This window comes from Paenibacillus sp. sg306046 (genome assembly GCF_059821225.1).
Genome location: NZ_JCAMRT010000044.1, coordinates 1 through 17232, shown reverse-complemented (window position 1 = coordinate 17232; position 17232 = coordinate 1). Strand labels below are relative to the sequence as shown.

The 17232-nt window shown below is 53.7% G+C and carries 15 protein-coding genes; 11 read left to right on the top strand and 4 right to left on the bottom strand.

The window, feature by feature from the left end:
- A partial coding sequence (locus tag AC6ROY_RS24610; RefSeq protein ID WP_500103205.1) for a hypothetical protein occupies window positions 1-310 on the bottom strand: 310 nt, incomplete at its 3' end.
- A gap of 241 nt (window positions 311-551) precedes the next feature.
- On the opposite strand from AC6ROY_RS24610, the gene AC6ROY_RS24605 reads away from it, so the two are divergent.
- From AC6ROY_RS24605 to AC6ROY_RS24590, 4 genes are all read left to right on the top strand, one after another.
- Window positions 552-2750 (top strand): RelA/SpoT family protein, encoded by a 2199-nt coding sequence (locus AC6ROY_RS24605; RefSeq protein ID WP_500103204.1) that lies wholly within the window; start codon window positions 552-554, stop codon window positions 2748-2750.
- Window positions 2751-2783: 33 nt separating this feature from the next.
- Entirely contained in the window at window positions 2784-3233 is a 450-nt protein-coding gene (gene dtd, locus AC6ROY_RS24600) for a D-aminoacyl-tRNA deacylase (protein ID WP_500103203.1), read from the top strand.
- Window positions 3234-3403: 170 nt separating this feature from the next.
- Window positions 3404-3580: a hypothetical protein gene (locus AC6ROY_RS24595; protein WP_500103202.1), complete on the top strand. Its 177-nt coding sequence runs from the start codon at window positions 3404-3406 to the stop codon at window positions 3578-3580.
- 319 nt (window positions 3581-3899) lie between these two features.
- On the top strand, window positions 3900-5855 hold the full coding sequence (locus AC6ROY_RS24590) for an FAD-dependent oxidoreductase (protein ID WP_500103201.1): 1956 nt from the start codon (window positions 3900-3902) through the stop codon (window positions 5853-5855).
- 260 nt (window positions 5856-6115) lie between these two features.
- Here the strand turns inward: AC6ROY_RS24590 and isdG are convergent, their stop codons facing one another.
- From isdG to AC6ROY_RS24575, 3 genes are read right to left on the bottom strand one after another with little or no spacing between them, the layout of a single operon-like run.
- A complete protein-coding gene (isdG, locus tag AC6ROY_RS24585; protein ID WP_500103200.1) occupies window positions 6116-7303 on the bottom strand; it encodes a heme oxygenase in 1188 nt (395 codons plus the stop codon).
- Window positions 7300-8301 (bottom strand): FecCD family ABC transporter permease, encoded by a 1002-nt coding sequence (locus AC6ROY_RS24580; protein ID WP_500103199.1) that lies wholly within the window; start codon window positions 8299-8301, stop codon window positions 7300-7302. Before AC6ROY_RS24580 ends, isdG begins: the two co-directional genes overlap by 4 nt.
- Before the next feature lie 4 nt (window positions 8302-8305).
- Window positions 8306-9253: an ABC transporter substrate-binding protein gene (locus AC6ROY_RS24575; RefSeq protein ID WP_500103207.1), complete on the bottom strand. Its 948-nt coding sequence runs from the start codon at window positions 9251-9253 to the stop codon at window positions 8306-8308.
- A gap of 305 nt (window positions 9254-9558) precedes the next feature.
- On the opposite strand from AC6ROY_RS24575, the gene isdC reads away from it, so the two are divergent.
- The 7 genes from isdC to AC6ROY_RS24540 all read left to right on the top strand — a co-directional run.
- Complete coding sequence (gene isdC / locus AC6ROY_RS24570; protein WP_500103198.1) at window positions 9559-10368, top strand: heme uptake protein IsdC; 810 nt, start codon at window positions 9559-9561, stop codon at window positions 10366-10368.
- A gap of 1 nt (window position 10369) precedes the next feature.
- Window positions 10370-11461 (top strand): S-layer homology domain-containing protein, encoded by a 1092-nt coding sequence (locus AC6ROY_RS24565; protein ID WP_500103197.1) that lies wholly within the window; start codon window positions 10370-10372, stop codon window positions 11459-11461.
- A gap of 11 nt (window positions 11462-11472) precedes the next feature.
- Window positions 11473-12372: a heme ABC transporter substrate-binding protein IsdE gene (gene isdE / locus AC6ROY_RS24560; protein WP_500103206.1), complete on the top strand. Its 900-nt coding sequence runs from the start codon at window positions 11473-11475 to the stop codon at window positions 12370-12372.
- 33 nt (window positions 12373-12405) lie between these two features.
- Window positions 12406-13389 (top strand): FecCD family ABC transporter permease, encoded by a 984-nt coding sequence (locus AC6ROY_RS24555; protein ID WP_500103196.1) that lies wholly within the window; start codon window positions 12406-12408, stop codon window positions 13387-13389.
- On the top strand, window positions 13379-14155 hold the full coding sequence (locus AC6ROY_RS24550) for an ABC transporter ATP-binding protein (RefSeq protein ID WP_500103195.1): 777 nt from the start codon (window positions 13379-13381) through the stop codon (window positions 14153-14155). Before AC6ROY_RS24555 ends, AC6ROY_RS24550 begins: the two co-directional genes overlap by 11 nt.
- 465 nt (window positions 14156-14620) lie before the next feature.
- Entirely contained in the window at window positions 14621-15067 is a 447-nt protein-coding gene (locus AC6ROY_RS24545) for a hypothetical protein (RefSeq protein ID WP_500103194.1), read from the top strand.
- A gap of 97 nt (window positions 15068-15164) precedes the next feature.
- A partial coding sequence (locus AC6ROY_RS24540) for an NEAT domain-containing protein (RefSeq protein WP_500103193.1) occupies window positions 15165-17232 on the top strand: 2068 nt, incomplete at its 3' end.

The following is a 17232-nucleotide window of genomic DNA, read 5'->3' as shown; positions in this document are numbered from 1 at the left end:
CGGACCGAGAGCCGGCCGCGCCGCCGGAGCGCCCGCCGCCATGCCCGGCGGACCGGGAGCCGGCCGCGCCGCCGGAGCGCGCGCCGCTGCGCCCGCCGGCAGCATTGCCGGCACGCTTGCCAGCGCCGCCTCCTTTAGCTGAAATCGTGACCTCTGATGGGGGCGAGGATGTGTTGTGATCTGCCATAGGGTTGTCTCCTTTCTTGTCCAGCCACGATCCATGGTTCCCGCCGTCCGCTGGATGAATGACTGCCCCCCGGACAGAGCGATAACGCATCGCCGGGAGAAATTCAAGCCATACTCTATGCATATGAATTCCTCGTCCCTCCGGTGTGGTCATTCATCCCCAAGCTTGGTAAATCCGCTTTAAGCGGGTGCTTACAGCCTGAAATCAAGCGAAATCGGCTTTACCGAACATCCTTTCTGTACGGAAGGCTGTGTTCGGCAGCCTGGCTGGCAGTTGATGTCGATTTGTCCCGCAATTTCTTGACGCAGGGTACGGTTCAGGGGCATAATGGATTAAAATCGTGTTTAAGGGAATGGATAGACCCATGGGAATAGAGCAGCTTCTTGAGAAGGCATCCAGTTATATTAAAGAGCAGGATCTCGTTCGAATTCGGGAAGCCTACGAATTTGCTGATCAAGCCCATTACGGTCAGGTGCGGAAATCGGGCGAGCCGTACATTCTGCATCCGCTTGCGGTAGCGGAAATACTGGTTAACATGCAGATGGATACGATCAGCGTCATCGCGGCGTTGCTTCATGATGTTGTAGAGGATACAACCGTGTCGCTGGAAACCGTTAAGGAGAAGTTCGGCGCGACCTGCGCGATGATTGTGGACGGGCTGACCAAGCTGGAGAAAATCAAATTCAAAAGCAAGGAAGAGCATCAGAACGAGAATTACCGCAAAATGTTTGTAGCTATGGCCCAGGATATCCGCGTCATTTTGATCAAGCTGGCGGACCGGCTGCACAATATGCGTACGTTGAAGCACCAATCCGAGGAGGCGCAGCGGCGAATTGCGGACGAAACGCTGGAAATTTTTTGTCCGATTGCTCACCGTCTCGGGATTTCCGCGATCAAGTGGGAGATGGAGGATATTGCGCTTCGGTACTTGAACCCGCAGCAATATTACCGGATCGTCAACCTGATGCAGAAGAAAAGGATTGAGCGCGAGCAATATATCAACGATGTCATTGATAATGTGCAGGACAAGCTAAGCGAGATGGGCATTCAGGGCGATATTTCGGGCAGACCGAAGCATATTTACAGCATCTATAAAAAAATGACCGCCCGCAGCAAGCAGTTTAATGAAATTTATGACTTGCTGGCGCTGCGGATTATTGTTGATAATATCCGGGACTGCTATGCGACGCTTGGCATTATCCATACGTTGTGGAAGCCGATGCCGGGCCGGTTCAAGGATTATATCGCGATGCCTAAGCCAAACATGTACCAGTCGCTGCATACGACCGTCATCGGGCCCAAGGGGGAGCCGCTGGAGGTGCAGATTCGCACGTTCGACATGCATCGTACTTCCGAATATGGAGTCGCTGCGCACTGGGCGTACAAGGAAGGCAGCAACATGCCGTCCGGCGGCTATGAGGACAAGATGCATTTCATCCGCGAAATTTTGGAGCTGCAAAATGAAGCGGAGGATGCCTCCGAATTTGTCGAGTCGCTGAAAATGGACTTCTTCTCCGATCTCGTCTTTGTATTTACGCCGAAGGGCGAGGTCATTGAGCTGCCGGCTGGCTCAGTGCCGCTTGATTTTGCCTACCGGATTCATACGGAGGTCGGGAACCGGACGATCGGGGCGAAAATTAACGGCCGGATTGTGCCGCTTGATTACAAGCTGAATACCGGCGATATTGTGGAAATATTGACTTCGAAGCATTCTTACGGGCCTAGCCAGGATTGGGTGAAAATTGCGCAATCGTCGCACGCGCGGACGAAAATCCGCCAATGGTTCAAGAAGGAACGCCGCGAGGAAAATGTAGTCAAAGGCCATGAGATGATCGAGCGCGAGCTGAAGCGTCTTGGCTACGAGCCTTCCCAGCTGATGAAGGACGACGAGCTGATGGAGGTAGCCCGCAAGTTTAATTTTAACGAAGTTGAGGACATGCTGTCGGCTGTCGGGTTTGCAGGCATTACGGCCGCGCAAATTGTGACAAGGCTGACCGAAAAGCTGCGTAAGGAAGCGGAGGAAGCCCAGCAGCAGGCGATGCAGCTGACTTCCGAAGTTAAGGAAATGAAGGCTCCGTCCAGCGACAAGGAGCGCAAGGGGCGCCCGACGAACGGGGTCCGGGTCAAAGGAGTGGACAATCTGCTTGTCCGCTTTGCCCGCTGCTGCAATCCTGTGCCTGGCGACACGATTATCGGCTACATTACACGCGGCCGCGGAGTGTCCGTGCATCGGGCCGACTGCACCAATATTCCTTCGCCGGAGTGCAGCGATGAAGGCAATCGGGTCATTGATGTGGAATGGTCCGATCAGGTGGAAGCCAATTATAATGTAGAGATTGAAATTACCGGTCATGACCGGCGGGGTCTGCTGAACGAGGTGCTGCAGGCTGTGTCGGAAAGTAAAACGGTTATCTCCGCTGTGTCGGGCCGTTCGGACAAAAACAAGATGGCGATGATTCATATGACCATTTTGATCCGCCATATTGACCACCTGCATGCGGTCGTAGAAAAAATCAAACGCGTGAAGGACGTCTATTCCGTACAGCGGATTATGCAGGCTTGACCAGCTTAACGATGAAACGGGGTTCAAGATCAGGTGAAGATCGTATTACAGCGAAGCAAGGCCGCCAGCGTGACGGTGGCTGGAGAGACGGTCGGAAGTATTCCGCACGGACTTGTGCTGCTGGTCGGCGTCGCCGAGGGCGATACGGAGCAGGATGCCCGCTATTTGGCCGAGAAGACGGCCGGCTTGCGTATATTCGAGGATGAGTCCGGCAAGATGAATTTGTCTGTGCTGGATACCGGAGGGCAGGTGCTGTCGATTTCCCAGTTCACGTTATACGGGGATTGCCGGAAGGGGCGGCGTCCGAACTTTATGGGAGCGGCCCGCCCTGAAATGGCAGAGCCTCTCTATGAGCGGTTTAACGCGATGCTCCGCGAGCAGGGACTGCATGTGGAGACAGGCCGCTTTGGCGCGATGATGGATGTGTCGCTGGTCAATGACGGCCCGTTGACGCTTGTTCTGGAGAGCAAGCCAGGCAGCTAGCAGCATGTGGGGGAACAGCGATGGATCATCCGATCCGCCGGCTGCGGAGTGTGCAGAGGCGCTCCTGTGTCATGTGCGCTGTCTGGCTGGAGACTAATTCGGCTCGTTTTGGGGAAAGCTGACAGAGGTAAGCCTATACTTGCATGCTGGACCCCAAGGAGACTGCCGCTATGTACCGATCTCCCAAAGAACAAATCGCATGGATGCCGGAGCTGTCCTGGGCTTTTGGGCATATGGAGGAGGCTGCGGCGCTGCTTTCGTCCGAGCGGGGCGCCGGAGCTTGGAGCGCCAGCCATTCCTCCGAGCAGGAGCAGCTGAAACGGACTCCGCGCAAGGCGTTTCGGTGAGAAGAGGACCGCTACCCGCCCGTCAGGCGATTAGCGGTCTGTTTCTTTGCGGCTCCGTCCGTATATCCGGAGAATGCGCGGCGGCGAGTTGAGCCGGGGGGCGCGTCAGCGGGAGATAAACGATGATTTTGCGCTGTAAACAAGCTTGAGCAATTGTCGTTGGCGAAAAATGAACAAAATAGCGCGTTTTTGGACGAATTTTGCAACTTTTTACCCGTTTGTCTCGTATGTTTCTTGATAGACGTATATGCCCGCAGCAGGTGCGAACAAGCATGTGTCGGGCCGCAGTCCTTATTCTTACTATTATAAGAGGTGTGAGATGGCAGGGAATTCAAGGTATGCTTCCGGAGGCAATATTAAGGGCTATGTGATGGTGCTGGTGGCGATTGTGCTGCTTGCGGCCGGGGCGAGCGGTATTTATGTCTGGAAAAGCAAGTCCGCGAAGAGCAGCACGGTGACGGGCGCTGCGCAGACGCTGAAGCCAGTCAAGACGATCCAGACGCCGGAGGATCAATACGATGTCATCGTGGCCGGTACGGACCCTGAGGGCGTAGCAGCCGCTGTATCGGCCGCACGCAACGGCCAGCGGACGCTGCTGGTTGACGGACATGACCGCGCTGTGCTGGGCGGACTGATGACGCTTGGTTGGCTGAACAGTCTCGACATGAACTATGAGCCCAATGACAGTATGCTCCATAAGCCGGAAGTGCTGAACCGGGGCATTTTCAGCGCCTGGTACGGCAAGGTTGAGGGAGATTCCTTTGACGTCACGACGGCTGCGAATGCCTTCAACGAGCTGGTGGCAGCGGAGAAAAATTTGGACGTGCTGCTCAAGGTAAAGACGATGGAGCCGCTGATGCAGACGGGCAACGGCGCCCAGACGGTCGTTGGCCTGAAGCTGACGCTGGCTGACGGATCACTCAAGTCGGTCAAGGCTGCTTCCGTCATTGATGCGACGCAGGATGCTGACATTGCCGCTTTGGCTGGCGTGCCTTATACGACGGGTCGCGAGGACCTCGGGGACAAGAAATCGCGGATGGCGGTCACGCTTGTGTTCCGTCTCAAGCATATTACCCCGGACGTATGGAAAAAGGTGCAGGACCGGCTGAAGGGCGACGGCGATCCGGGAACGGATGCCAACGCGATGAGCGCCTGGGGCTATAAGGATATGAAGGATTACCCGCCGGTTAACAAGGAGCGCGTGGCGATGCGCGGTCTGAACATCGGCAGACAAAACGATAACACCATGCTCATCAACGCCTTGCAGGTGTTCGGCATCGACGGTACGGACCCTAAGTCGAAGGCGGAAGCGTTTGAACTGGCGAAAAACGAGCTGCCGCATATCGTCGAGTATATGAAATCCAAATATCCGGAATTTGCAGGCATCGAGCTTGACGCCACAGCGCCGGAGCTGTACGTGCGGGAAACGCGTCATATTCAGGGCGAATATCGCTTGAGCATTATTGATGTGCTGGAAAACCGCGATCAGTGGGATCGTGTCGGCTTTGGCGCTTATCCTGTCGACATTCAACGGCTGTCTCCGGCTGATACCGGCGCAGTTGTCACGGTGCCTCACAAATATGCGATTCCATTCCGCAGCATCGTGCCGTTGAAGGTTGACGGATTGCTTGTTGTCGGACGGGCGGCGAGCTTCGATACTTTACCGCACGGCAGCGCGCGGGTTATCCCGGTCGGCATGGCAGCGGCAGAGGCGGCGGGCGCTGCAGCGAAAATCGCGGCGGACAAAAAGCTCTCCTTCCGCCAGCTGGCGGCTTCGAAGGAAGCGATCGCACAGCTGCATACGGTGCTGAATCAACAGGGAATGGTCTTGAAGGAGTATGCAATCAAGCCGCAGCCGTTTATGGAGCACAAGGCTTATGAGGGGCTTAAGGCTGCAGTCATGCTGGGGCTGACGACGGGCGGCTATGACAACAACTTCCGTCTGGATGAGAAAAGCAACCAACAGCGAATGATCAACATGCTGGAAAGCATGCGCAAATTCAAGCCCGACGCGATGCCGGGCGCTCCGACGGGCGCGGTCACGAAGGGAACCGATCCTAAAACTGTGTCGGTCAAGCTGGACAACGCGGCCTATATGCTGGCGCTGCTGCTGAAGCAGGACGCCACGGAGGCGACTGCCGTATCCGTGCTGCAAAGCAAAGGCTTCTTGAGCCAGGCTGCCGTTGACAGCATCGCGAACAAGCAGGAGCTGACCAACGGCGATACGTATATGGTGATCAAGGATGTGTACTTGGCGCTGCAAAAGTCGAAATAGGGACGCAGCCGCATCGTTAGCGCAGCGTAAAAGCGCCAACCAAGGCTGCTTCGTAAAGGTCCATAGGATCAGGCGGCTGTCGAGCATGGCGATGCCCAACTGGTAAGCAAAAGAACCTTCAAATCCACCTTACAAGGCGGAGATGAAGGTTCTTTGTGTACGCGAAAGCTACATCGCGGGAGGGGCTGAAGACCACAAATACCACAAATCGGCTTTTTGGGACAGCCCCTTCGTGTGGCAGCCTGAGCGGCCGCCGGTCCTTAACTGGCGTTGGCGGAAGCGTCGTCTGCTGCAGCCGTGAGCGGCTGACGGACGATTTTAACATCCTGGAATGTAATTTTGTTCGACAGGATAAATTCCGGCGTCGTGCGGTGCGAGTGGGATTCACGGAAAGCATCGCTTTTCGTCCAGCCGTTAAAAGCATCCTTCGAAGTCCAGCGCGTCAAGATCGCAACTTCATCATAGTCCGCATTGCTTTCAGTCAACAGCACTTCGAGTCCGAGGAAGCCTTCCATATACTCAACCTTGCCTACGCGGTCGAAGCGCTCGATCAGCTTGTGAGCTTCGCCTTTTCTAATTTGGGATGTGTTGGTCACGATAATCATGGATGATTCCTCCTTGGATTTGGATGTTGCTTTGATAGGGATAATAATAGGGTAATCGTCTTCAAACTTGACTTTGGCCTCGATCCGGTAAACCTCATAGAGAAAGCGGCTCGTGAGCAGCTCCTTGGGCTCGCCGGTTTCGACAACCTTCCCGCGTTTCATGGCAATCATATAATGGCAGTAAGCGGCAGCTTGCTGAAGATCGTGAAGCACCATAACAATGGTGAGCTGATATTTGCGATTAATGGCCTGCAGCATATCCATCACATCCAGTTGATGCGAGATATCGAGATACGTCGTTGGCTCATCAAGCAGCAAAATATCGGTTTTTTGCGCGAGCGCCATGGCGATCCTTGCTTTTTGCTGTTCACCTCCCGATAAAGTATGAAACATCCGCTGTTCATTTCGTTTGGTGCCGGTAACCTCCAGCGCCCAGTCGACGATCTCGTGATCGTGCGCACTCATCCGGTCGAACAGCCGCTTGTGCGGCGAACGGCCATAAGCGACCAGCTCACGGACGGTCATATCCGGCAGTTGGCCTTTGGATTGGGTGAGCATCGCCACAGTCTGGGCGAACTGCACGGAGGAGTAGGCTTTAACCGGACGCCCCCGAATGCTGATTTCGCCTGCGTCGGGCTGCTGAAGCCGGGTAATCATCTTCAGCAGCGTTGATTTGCCTGAGCCGTTCGGACCGACGATCGCGGTCAGCTTCCCTGCGGGAAACGCAACGGACACATCCTCCAGTCCAAATGATCCGACCTGCAGTCCGAGGTGGGCTGTCTGAATCGCTGCAGCATCGGCCATTACGTCAGCCTTCGTATCAACCGTCATTCCCGCCGTCATCCGCTTAACCCCCGTTTTTTCAGCAAATATAAAAAGAAAGGCGCGCCCAGCACAGCGAGCAAAATGCCAACCGGCAGCTCAATCGGATCAAACCAGGAGCGGGCGATCGTATCCGCGCACACAACCAGCACAGCTCCGCCTGCGATAGACAGTGGCAGCAGGAAGCGGTAGTCGTCGCCGACCAGCAGTCGAACCGCATGCGGGACGACCAAACCGACAAAACCGACCAGTCCGGCTACACTGACGGCTGCCCCAGCCAGCAGGGAAGCGAGCAAAATCAGCGCAAGCCGCTGCAGCTCGACCTTCTGGCCCAGCAGCTTGGAGGCGTCATCGCCGAGCAGCAGCAAATTAGCGGGCTTGATCGCCAGCAGCGACAACAGCAAGCCGATAATCGCATAAGGGGCCATAAACGACAGATGATGCCAGCTTCGTCCGCTTAATCCTCCGGCGAGCCAAGGCAGTACGGCTTGCACCCGATCGCTGTACAGCACCATAAAGCCGTTTGTGACGGCGCCGAGCAAAGCATTAATCGCAACCCCGGCCAACACGATTTTCAAGGGGGAGGAGCCTTTATCCCAAGCCAGCGCGTAAATGAAAACCGAGGTGGCGAACGCTCCGCCGAAAGCGAGTACCGGCAGCATGTAGCTGAGCTGGGGAAAAACGATCATCGCCATGATGGCCGCAAGTCCGCCGCCAGCCGACACGCCGATAATACCCGGATCAGCGAGCGGGTTTTTCATCACGCCCTGCAGCAGCGCGCCTGCGGCTGCGAGACAGGCGCCGACGAGCAGGCCAATCAGCACGCGGGGCATCCGCAGGTTCATGATGATTTTATGATGCAGCGGTTCGCTGTCGTTGGACGTAAAGACATCCCACGTTTCACGCAGCGTAATCGGCACGGAGCCGTAGGTAAGCCCATAGAAAGCGGCGAGCAGCAGAAGGACGGGAGCCGCGAGCAATGCCCATTTGCGACGGCGGCTGCGCTGTTCAATATTCATACGGCTAGTTCACCGTCTGCAGCAGCTTATGGAGCATTTCCAGCGATTCCGTAATTCGCGTGCCCGGATTTGTTCCGAACAGATCGGCGGGAAGCACCTCAACCCGGTTGTTTTTCACCGCGTCCAGGCTGCTCCATGCGGCATTTTGCGCCATTTCCTTCATGAAGCCTTCCTTGACCTGTGCCGGATTCGTGTGGCTCATCAGCAGTACCAGCTGCGGATTCGACTTGATGATTTTCTCGGTGTTCAACTGGGCATATTGCGGATAGCTCTCCAGCTTGGGATAGTCGGCAGCAATATTTTCCCCGCCCGCCTTCAGCAAAATGTCGCCGCTCAATGAATTGTTCAAAGCCGCCATATAGGTGCCGGGCGCTCCATAGACAAGCAGCACCCGCGGCTTCGAGCTGCCTTCCTTGGGCAGGTAGGTCTTCAGCTTCTCATCCAGTCCCTGGATCAGCTCGGCAGCTTTCGCTTCCTTTTGCAGCAGCTGCCCGATCAGTTGAATCTGTTTTTTGATATCGTCTACCGAATTGGCCGATGAAAGCACAACCTTGGAGCCGAGAGCTTCAACCGAGGGGATATCCTTCGTATTCATGGGGTTGTTGCCAAGTACGACATCGGGGCTGAGCAGCGCGATTTTCTCAAGATCAATGCCGTGTGTAGATCCGACTTGAACGGCTTTCTCCGCTTCTTTGACCGGGACGGGGGAGGTGGAGGCGGGTCGGCCGACGACCTCGCTGCCAAGCGCGTAGACGATGTCCAGCTCTCCGTTGCTCAAGGCGGCGACGGTTTTTGGGGGTTGATTGAAGGTGACGCTCCTGCCTGCGAAGTCCTGAATCGTTAATCCTTGTCCGGCTGTGGCCGACTGGCTCTGCCCGCCTGCCCCCGGAGCCTGGCTGCAGCCTGCAAGCAACAAAATGGCCAGCGCTGAGCCGATAAATGCCGTCTTCATCATGCGGTAAATCCTCCTTGACAATACGGAATCCAAATTTATATCCAAGCTGCCTAGCGGACTTGCTGAGAATGAATATCAATTTCGATGATAATTGAGAATGAATATCAATGTCAAGATGATTTTTGGAATCGTTAGCCAAATCAGTCAATAATCGAGTTTTCGAGGTCACGCTTTAAAAAGGGTTGACATTTTCCAGATAACTGGGCTATCATCATTCCGATGAGAATGATAATCATTTTCTGTTTGGGGTCCATCTGCTTAATTGCTTACTTGCTATTTTGTTGATTTGATGAGGGGAGAGAATGATTTTGATATTCAAACGATTCAAGCTGTCGTCGATCATTGTTGCCATGGTTTTCAGTTTAACTTTATTTGCATCATCTGCCGTTGGGGCTGCTTCCGGGCTGTCTGACGGAACGTACAGCATAGATTACGTCATTACGAAGGCTGAAAACGAATCGGTTTCCATGGCGAATGACTACTTCGAGAAGCCGGCTGTGTTGAAAATCAAGGACGGGGCCGTGATGGCTGAAATTCAGATGAATCACAGCAAATGGATCACCGTGTTTAAAACGGCGAAGGGCAGCGAGTTTCCCGACGCGAAGGTCATGGCAAGCAATAAGGATGAGGATACGCGGATCGTCCAATTCAACATTGAAGACTTGAGCAAGCCGTTGCTTTCCAAAATTCATGTGACGGTGCCTGAGATTGATTATGATCATGACTACACCATCCGCTTTATTTTTGATCAAAAAACAGCGAAAGCGAAGGGAGAACCCGCAGCCAAGCCGGCAGAAGCCGCTAAAGCTGAGCCGGCAACCGCAGCAGCCGGAGCTGCAAAAGGCAATGCGTCCGCAGCGGATAAACCGGCAGCCAAGCCAGCTGCGAGCAGCCAGTCAACGGCTGCCAAAGCCGCATCCGCCCAGCCGACTGCCGCAGCCAAAGCTGGTGAGCCTGCCAACGCCGGGGAGGCGGCGCCTGTTGTCAATCCGCAAACCGGAGATGAGACGCCTGTTATGCTGCTTGTCAGCTTGCTGTTCGCATCGGGTCTTGTATTGGTTTATCAGCTGCAATGGAAATGGAACAGAAAAGCAGAAATGAGGAGAGATTAACTTGACTAGTCGATTGATGAAAACCGTAACCGCTTCGGCGCTTGCTTTTACGTTGCTTGCAGCTGTTCAACTGCCCGGCGTCAATGCGGCCACGCCAGCCGCAACGGCAGCGGCTGCCAATACGCAGGGCATTGCTGACGGCGTATACGAGCTCGGGTTTACGTTCCGTAAATTCGGCACGGAGCAAGTATCCGTCATGCAGGAATATGTGGTTACGCCGGGCAAGCTGACCGTGACCGGCGGCAAGATGATTGCTGAAGTGACCTTGAAGCAAAGCAAGGAAATTACAGCTTTCAAAATCGACGAGGGCGGCACGTTGATCTCTCCCGAAGTATCGGCTGAGGACATCGCGCAAAATACGCGTACCGTTCGTTTTGAGGTTAAGGACCTGACGGCCAAGGTGAAGGGCTGGGTCAAAATTTACTGGCAGGTCAGCCCGACATTTTTGTACGATCATGAATACGACATTCATTTGACGTTTGACAAATCCACGTTGAAGCAGGTGGCGGGGAGCGCTGCACCGGTACAACCGGCTGCCGAACAGCCGGAGGGCGCTAACTTTCGCGACCTGAACAATCATTGGGCCAAAGCTGCCGTGGACCAGGCCTTGCTACTTGAGATTGTGAATGGTTACGAGGATGGGACATTCCGTCCGGAGGGCGAAATTACCCGCGCGGAGTTCACGGCGCTGCTGGGGCGGGCGCTGAAGCTGGACGCTGGCAAGGAGCAGCCTGCATTTACGGATCAGAGCCTGATTCCCGACTGGGTCAAGCCGCATCTCGGTCCGATCGTGCAGGCCGGCATGATCGGCGGCTATGAAGACGGCACCTTCCGGGCGGATCGCAAAATCAGCCGGACAGAGCTGGCGATCATCGGAGCCAGAGCCTTGAAGCTGGCGGCGGAGCAAGGGGCGAAGCCTGCGTTTACCGATGCGGAGCACATTCCGCAATGGGCGCAAGCTGAGGTGGCGGCCGCTGTGCAAGCGGGGCTGATCAAGGAACGGGAAAGCGGTGTGTTTGCACCTGATGCCCATGCAACCCGGGCGGAAGCCGTCAGCTTGATTATGGCTGTGCATCAAGGGAAAGGGGAGTAATCGCCGTGCGTATACCGACATGGAAGGGAGCTTCGCTGGTATCGCTGACGCTTGCTTTGCTGCTCACCGGCTGCTCAGGGGAAACGCCGGAGGGCACGGCGAACGCAGCGGCTCCTGCTGGAGAAGCGAAGGCTGCAGAGCCCTATCGCCTTGTATCCACAACGGTCGCCGCCACCCAATTCACAGATGCTCTGGAGCTTGAGCTTGTGGGCATTCCCACCAGCTCCAAAGAACTGCCGAAGCGATATGACGGCGTCACCAAGGTTGGCAACCCGATGACTCCCAATATGGAAATTGTGAAGTCGCTGGATCCGTCCGAGGTGTTGTCGGTAACGACGCTTGAGTATGATCTTGCTCCGGCCTTTAAAAATGCCGGCCTGAAAGCCAATTTCCTTGATTTCACCAGCCTGGGCAAGATGAACAAAGCGATTCTCGATATCGGCAGCCGCTACGGCAAAGAAAAGCAGGCGCAAACGCTCGTGGATGGCTACAACGCCAAGGTGGAGCAAATTCGCAAGCAAGTGGAAGGCAAGCCGCAGCCGACTGTGCTGATTTTGCTGGGCGTGCCGGGCAGCTATTTGGTCGCGACGGAAAATTCCTATATCGGAGACCTGGTGCGGCTGGCCGGCGGCAAAAACATCGTGCAGGGGGAAAAGGTCGAATATTTGGCCTCAAATACGGAATATTTGCAGAAATCGAATCCGGACGTTATTTTGCGCGCAGCGCACGGTATGCCGGAGGAGGTCGTCAAGATGTTTGAGAAGGAATTTAAGAAAAATGATATCTGGAAGCACTTCTCCGCCGTTCAGAACAATCGGGTATACGATTTGCCGGAGGAGCTGTTCCCGACAACGGGCAATTTTGCTGTAGGCGAGGCGCTGGAGGCAACCGTTAAAATGCTCTATCCTTAACGCTCACTTACATCTTGTAAAGGAAGGCACGGCATGAACAAAATCGTCTGGAGTTTATGGGGCGTCATCGTCCTGCTTGTTGTGGTTACCATCTATTCGGCCAGCACAGGCAGCATCAAGGTTGGCAGCTGGGAGCTGATTCAGGGACTGTTCACCGGGACGAACAAACAGGTTGAGGTCATTCGCGATCTGAGGCTGCCCCGCATTATTGTCGCTTTATTTGTCGGGGCGGCGCTGGCCGTTTCCGGGGTGCTGCTGCAGTCCGTCATGCGCAGCTCGCTGGCTGATGCAGGTGTGATCGGCATTTCCTCCGGGGCAGGGTTTGTGTCGATTTTGACGGTTTCGATTTTTCCAAGCCTGTTTTTCTGGATGCCGCTGTTTGCATGCCTGGGCGGGGCGCTGGCCTGCTTCCTGGTTTACTCCTTTTCCTGGAAATCCGGCTTGATCCCGATTCGGATTATTTTGGTAGGGATTGCGATCAATGCGACGTTCAGCGGACTCGGGCAATCGTTTAATTATCGCGGAAGTTATGCCGTGACGAGCATTAATCAGGCAGTCACGTCGATTTTGACGATGAAAAACTGGGGAGACGTCAAAATCATGATCGTGTACGGCACGATCGGCTTGCTGCTCGCCTGGATTGTCAGTCCGTGGTGCAACTTGCTGACCTTGCAGGATAAATCCGCTAAAAACGTCGGGCTTAATGTAGCCCAGGCGCGCTTGTGGATTTCGGCGATTGCCGTGCTGCTGGCCTCCGTCGCAACTGCGATTGGCGGGCTGATCGCGTTCGTCGGGCTGCTGATTCCGCATATTGCGAGGCTGCTGGTCGGGTCAGACCATAAGGTGCTGATTCCTTTTTCGGCGCTTGCAGGAGCCTTGCTGATCTTGACGGCGGATACGCTGGGACGAACGGTGCTTGCCCCCGCGGAAATTCCGGCTTCTATTATTATGACCGTTATCGGCGGTCCCTTCTTAATATTTTTGCTGAGGAAGAGTGATCGCGTCTATGGACATTAAGCAGTTGGACTTCTCGTATGATCTCAAGCAGGAGCAGCTTCAACTGAAAGGGATCAACTGCAGCTTCCAGCATGGCAAAGTGACGACCATTATCGGCCCCAACGGCTGCGGCAAATCGACGCTGCTCGGTGTCATGTCGCAAAACTGCAAGCCGCGCAGCGGAGAGGTCGTGCTGGACGGCAAGGCGATTGCGAGCTATAAGCCCCGTGATCTGGCGCGGAAGCTTGCCGTCGTGCATCAGCAAAATGAAGCCCCGCTTGACCTGACGGTTGAGAAGCTGACCAGCTTCGGCCGGATGGCGTACAAGGGCCTGTTTTCCGCGCACGGCAAAAGCGATGAGGAAGCCGTCGAATGGGCGCTTAGCTGCACCAATTTGCTTGGCAAGCGGGGAGCGACACTGGATCAGCTGTCCGGCGGCGAAAAGCAGCGGGTGTGGATTGCGATGGCGCTGGCTCAGCAGACTCAAATTTTGTTTCTTGACGAGCCTACAACCTTTCTGGACATTTACTATCAGATCGAGGTGCTGGAGCTTGTCAAAAGCTTGAATGTGTCCCATGGGCTGACCATTATTATGGTGCTGCATGATATCAATCAGGCGATCCGCTACAGCGATGAAATTGTGGTGATGAAAAACGGACAAGTGCAGCTTCAGGGAGCCCCTGACGACATTATTTCCGAGCAAACGATTCAGTCCGTGTACGGGGTCCGCTCCGTGATCCGTCAAGATCCGGAGGCAGGGCTGATTGTGCTGCCAATAGGCATGTAAAGCCGGATTTCGCTTATCATGCAACCCTTACATTAGACATAGCTGCTATGTCTGATTCGGGCTGCGTTCAAGTAAATTCAAGGCTTCAAATGTGGAATTAAAACCAATTTAAGTTAAAATAAAGATAAAAAAATAATTATTGACAAAAAAGATACGACCCCTATATGATAAATTTGTCGCTGGGTGGTGCACACATCCACGATGATGATTCAATGAATCGAGGTACTGTTGATCGGCCAATCGCATACCTCAGCCGCAGATGTTTTTTTTTGCAACTAGAATGATAATGATTATCATTATCTTAACTTATCGGGTTAGCTTCTGTGGTCCTTAGCGTAGATCAGGAAGGGAGGCAGGGGAGAACGAATTGATTCATCGGTTTTCAGCAGCCATTTCTTTGAAGTGAAACCTGTTAAGTGAAGCCTGATGTGGAGAAACCAAAAAAACTGAGGAGTGTGTCCAATAATGAAACGGTTCACGAAAAAAATGATCTCTTCCATGCTGATGTTATTCGTATTTGCTCTGGTTCTGGCTGTTCCTGCTTTCGCAGCTAATCAGGACTATGACCTCTACAATCCTGCTACAGGCGCAATTTCCCATGCTAACGCTTCTGTTGACGGGCCAGCCGTTGTTACGCAGCTTTCCGCTGGCAACTATGAAGTAAAGATTACGTTGAAAAATCAAGGCACGTACATGGGCATCACGCTTCCTGCTTCTTATAACTTCCTGAAAGTGGATCTGAACGGCGATGGCGTGTACGAGACGACGGCAAGCAAGTCGACAACAAGCACGACAACGACATTTACGTTCAGCGGCTTGACGAGCAACACACTGAATGTGCCGGTCCAGCTGGATACATCGGTTCTGGGCTTCCACTCCGGAACAAGCAACCTGGTCATTGACTGGAGATAAGAGGATCGCCGAAAACGGAGAGTATACGTTGGTATGCTCTTCGTTTCCTTATGTCAGAAGCAAGATCATCAAGACTAGTTAAGGAGTGCTGAAACAAGTGAGTATTCAAGTAAAAAGGTTCAAGCAAGCGGCGATCCTGTGGCTGATCGTGGGCCTGATTTTGTCGTCGCTGCAGCTCGGCATCGGCAAAGCCGCCGCTGCTTCAACGGTACCGGATGGGGAATATACCGTCGATTATTTATACCTGAAGCATAAAACAAACGACATATCGGTTGCCAACGATTACTTAAAAGGACCTAACCAAAAGGGCAAGCTTATTATTAAAAATGGGGAAGCCGTCTTTGAGCATGAAGTAACAGCGGAAATGTACAGTAATTTTAATTATTTAGGTTTTCGTCTGCCAGGTCAGCCCGTAGCGAGTATTACGACAGACCCGGTCACACATGAAGAAGTAGCCACTGGAATTGAAGGTTATCAGAAGCTTACACCTACTCCTGTAAGCGGAGCTGGCTCCAGCTATATGATTCAATATAAGGTGTCCGATATTACGGCGCTTCAGGATGTTCTCATGCATGTCAATATAGCTGTACTCGGCTATATCCACTGGTACAATGTACACTTGAAAATCGACATTTCCAGTTTGCCGGGCCAATCGGGCGATGGGGATGGCGGCGGCGAGACGCCTGACAATGGAACGGTAACCAAAGCGACGTATGAGCAAGTGAAGCAATTGATCACCGTGTCTCAATCCGTCTACCAGCAGACGCGGGAAGGTACGGAATACGGCGATTATGCAGCAGGCAGCAAGCAAATTTTGTGGAATGCGATCAATCAGGCAGAAAGCATGTTAAGTATCACCGACCAGCAAAATGAATCGGAGCTAGGTCAAATTTATAATGCGCTGCACGGCTCGCTGAAGTTTTTTAATTCCAAGCAAAAGCTGGCGGATCGTTCCAAGCTGATTTCTGCTTTGAATGCCGTCAAAAATTTTATGAGCACGGCGAAGCAGCAGGGGAGCTCTGTAGGCGCTCCGGGCTCGGCCAGTGCGATTATTGTAACGGGTGAATACGGGGCTAGCATCTACGGGTCCTTGCGAGACAGCTTGCCGGGTATACAGAAGTATATTGATACGCCGTCCACCACGCCGGAACAAATCAATCAGTCCTTGAACGTACTGCAACGTGATTACAGCGCAGTGTTGAATGAAGAATATGTAGCTTCGAAATCCTTCAAAATTTATGCGCTCGATACGCTGGCTCCAACAAATCAGCTGTCCAAATACGCGAACGAAGTCGAAGATACAGTAACCACCATTACGACAAAAAATGATCTGGACAACATGTCGAGTTTTCGAGCTGATTTGGGGTTGAAGGTTGTTCCGGACGGTACCGTGGTTCAATCGTATCCAACACTCGGCGAGCCGCTCTACATGCTGCTGCTCCCGGCGGGCACAGTTCCGGCGAAATCTGCGCCTGCAAAGCCTGTTATTCAAATGATGCCGGTTAATATTACGCCTGCTGAGGGAGGCTGGCTGGGCGTCAACATGATTCGTTACTCCGTAGGCTCGGTTACAAGAGATGTGTATATCAGCTACAATGCCGACAAATTGGAGCCGTTGAAAGCTTTGGTTACCGATGCGCAAAAGCTGATTGACACAGGCAAGGCGAAGGACAACGATCCAACAGCTTTCCAAACGGCCAAGGCCGATTTGCAAACGGCACTTACTGCAGCTAAGCCTGTCGCTGACAATTATGCAGCTAGACGGCCAGCAATCAAGGAAGCCCATGCAGCTCTGCAAACGGCCGTCACTACATTTAAAGCAACGATCGAGGAAAACAGCACAGAGCCGGGAACGAATCCGGGCGGAATTCCGGACGGCGAATATGCCATTCCATTTCATATCTACAAAAAGGGAACTTCTGACAACTCCGTCATGTACGATTATGTGGACAAGGACAGCGGAAAGCTGACCGTGGCGGGAGATCAGAAGTACATCTCGTTTAAATTGAAGCAGCACGCAGAAATTTTATCGTTTAAAACAGAACGCGAAGGCACGTTGGTGGAAACCGATCACGTGAATGTGGATTCGGGGGCAAATACGCGTGTCGTCCGTTTCCCGGTCCATGACCTGAACGCGCGGTTAAACGGCTGGGTGAAAATTTACT